The sequence below is a fragment of the Haladaptatus sp. W1 genome (assembly GCF_001723155.1).
In the GTDB taxonomy this organism is placed as follows: domain Archaea; phylum Halobacteriota; class Halobacteria; order Halobacteriales; family Haladaptataceae; genus Haladaptatus; species Haladaptatus paucihalophilus.
Map to the genome: position 1 here is coordinate 1 of NZ_MEIH01000024.1, position 2,505 is coordinate 2,505.

Below are 2,505 nucleotides of genomic sequence, written 5' to 3' on the forward strand. Positions count from 1 at the left end.
ACCAGATCGATTGAGGGGAGGTCACTAGGGAGCGACCTGCAAGGTAGAGGCCGATCGGTACATACACAATTTCATACCAACGACAGGGATCAGACTGCCGAGTCCGGTCAAGAGTCCTAAGAGGACCGCTGCGGGAATGCCCACTTCGGGCGGTGCGATGCTATCGAGTGCCGTGTAGGTGATGGCTGCAACGACGGCGACGACGAACGCGTTCAGGATGTTTCCGAAATAAATCGTTTCGAGGTCGGTGTCGACCTCCGTCAAATAAGCGTGCGTCGCGCTGTTCTCCCCGCTGATCTGTGATGAAAACCAACCAGCAAGTTTTTGGTCGTCTCGGAGGAGATAGAACGCGATTATGAGCGCGATGAAGACGTGGATAAGCCCGGATGCGGCGGCACCGAGATAGCCACCGGCCGACGTCACTACCCCGCTCGCTGTTCGAGGATTGAGATACTGGGTGAGTTGTTGAGGGTTCGAAAGAATTTGATTGACTACGTCTTGGGGATTTTGCTGACCAAGGACAGTTTGTAGGTACGGCCCTAACAAGGACTCGTACTGCTGGAGATCATTCCCGCGAGTTCGCTCAATTGCTGGATACCCACGAATACCGTGTACGCGATGAGGAGTATACCGGGGAACGCAAGCACTCCCAACGCAAGCCCTGCCGCAAGGCTACGTCGCGGGAAAAACCACCTTGGGCGTGAACCGGCGGGATTTAAGCGGCGCGGAAACCCCCTTTCGAACGCATGAGGCTACACGAGTATCAGGCGAAGGAGGTGTTTTCCGACGCGGGAATTCCGACGCCGGATTCGGCACTCGCAGAGAGTGTCGAGGAAGTCGTCGAAGCGGCGGAGGACATCGGCTACCCTGTCGCGGTAAAAGCGCAAGTACACGTCGGCGGCCGCGGAAAGGCCGGCGGAATCAAACTCGCTGAAGACCGTGACGAGGCCGAGGAAGCCGCCGAGGACATTCTCGGAATGGACCTCAAGGGATACACAGTCGAACAGGTGTTGGTCGAAGGTGCCGTCGATTTCGTCAACGAACTCTACGTCGGCGTGACGATGGACCGCGGCGAGGGCAAACCGGTCGCCATGGTCTCCACGAAAGGCGGCGTGGACATCGAGGCCGTCGCCGAGGAGACGCCCGACGCCATCGCGCGGGAGCACATCGACCCGGCGTTCGGCATGCATCCGTACCAGGCTCGTAAGGCCGTGTTCGACCGCGGGCGTGGACAAGGACATCGCCATGGACGTCGCGGGCGTCCTCACGACGCTGTACGACCTCTGGTCCGACAAGGACGCGAACGAACGCCGAAATCAACCCGCTGATGGTCACCTCGGACGACGAGGTTATCGCGGCCGACGCGGTGCTCAACATCGACGACGACGCGCTCTTCCGTCACCCCGACCTCGCCGAGATGGAGGAGGACTCCTACGAGGACGACCTCGAACGCAAGGCCGGTGAGTACGGCTTCGACTACGTTCGACTCGACGGCAACGTCGGCATCATCGGCAACGGTGCCGGACTCGTCATGACCACGCTCGACCTCGTGGACTACTACGGCGGCGAACCCGCCAACTTCCTCGACATCGGTGGCGGCGCGAAAGCCGAACGCGTGACGAACGCGCTCGACATGGTGTTCTCGGACGAGAACGTCGATTCGGTCGTCTTCAACATCTTCGGCGGCATCACCCGCGGTGACGAGGTTGCTAAGGGTATCAACGAGGCGCTCGAATCGCTCGACGAGATTCCGAAACCCGTCGTCGTTCGACTCGCCGGGACGAACGCCGAGGAAGGAATGGACATCCTGAACACCGACCTCGTTCAGGTCGAAGCGACGCTCGAAGACGCGGTTCAGCGTGCCGTCGAAAACGCGGAGGAAGAACAATGAGCATTCTCGTCGACGACGACACCCGAGTGGTCGTCCAAGGTATCACTGGCGGTGAGGGCAGTTTCCACACCGAACAGATGATGGAGTACGGAACGAACGTCGTGGCCGGTGCGGTCCCCGGCAAGGGCGGCCAGGAAGTGCAGGGCGTGCCCGTCTACGACACCGTGAACGAAGCGGTCGAGGAGGAGGACGCCGACGCGTCAGTCATCTTCGTCCCGCCCGCGTTCGCCGGAGACGCAATCTTCGAGGCGCTCGACACGGACCTCGACCTCGCGGTCGCCATCACGGAAGGCGTCCCAACGCAGGACATGTCGAAAGTGTACAAGCGCCTCTCGGAGACCGACACGCGCCTGCTCGGCCCGAACTGCCCCGGCATCATCACGCCCGGCGAGGCCAAACTCGGTATCCTCCCCGGCAACATCTTCGAGTCCGGGAACGTCGGTCTCGTCTCCCGCTCGGGGACGCTGACCTACCAAGTCGTGGATAGCCTCACCCAGCGCGGTATCGGGCAGACGACCGCCATCGGCATCGGCGGCGACCCGATCATCGGCACGGACTTCATCGACGCCCTCTCGCTCTTCGAGGACGACCCCGACACCGATGCCGTCGTCATG

2 protein-coding genes and 1 pseudogene are annotated in these 2,505 nt (G+C 61.4%); 2 read left to right on the forward strand and 1 reads right to left on the reverse strand.

All coding sequences use genetic code 11. The features are described 5' to 3' along the window. Positions 1-24: 24 nt before the first annotated feature. Positions 25-546 carry an AI-2E family transporter gene (locus BG842_RS01175; RefSeq protein WP_254662812.1) on the reverse strand — a complete coding sequence of 174 codons (522 nt, stop codon included), beginning with the start codon at positions 544-546 and terminating at the stop codon, positions 25-27. Positions 547-746: 200 nt separating this feature from the next. Between BG842_RS01175 and sucC the strand changes: the two are divergent. Both sucC and BG842_RS01185 read left to right on the forward strand, forming a co-directional pair. After that, positions 747-1,891: pseudogene (sucC, locus tag BG842_RS01180) on the forward strand (ADP-forming succinate--CoA ligase subunit beta). Beyond that, positions 1,888-2,505 (forward strand): CoA-binding protein (locus tag BG842_RS01185; RefSeq protein WP_069449349.1); only part of this gene is annotated, 618 nt, incomplete at its 3' end. The pseudogene sucC and the gene BG842_RS01185, both read left to right, overlap by 4 nt.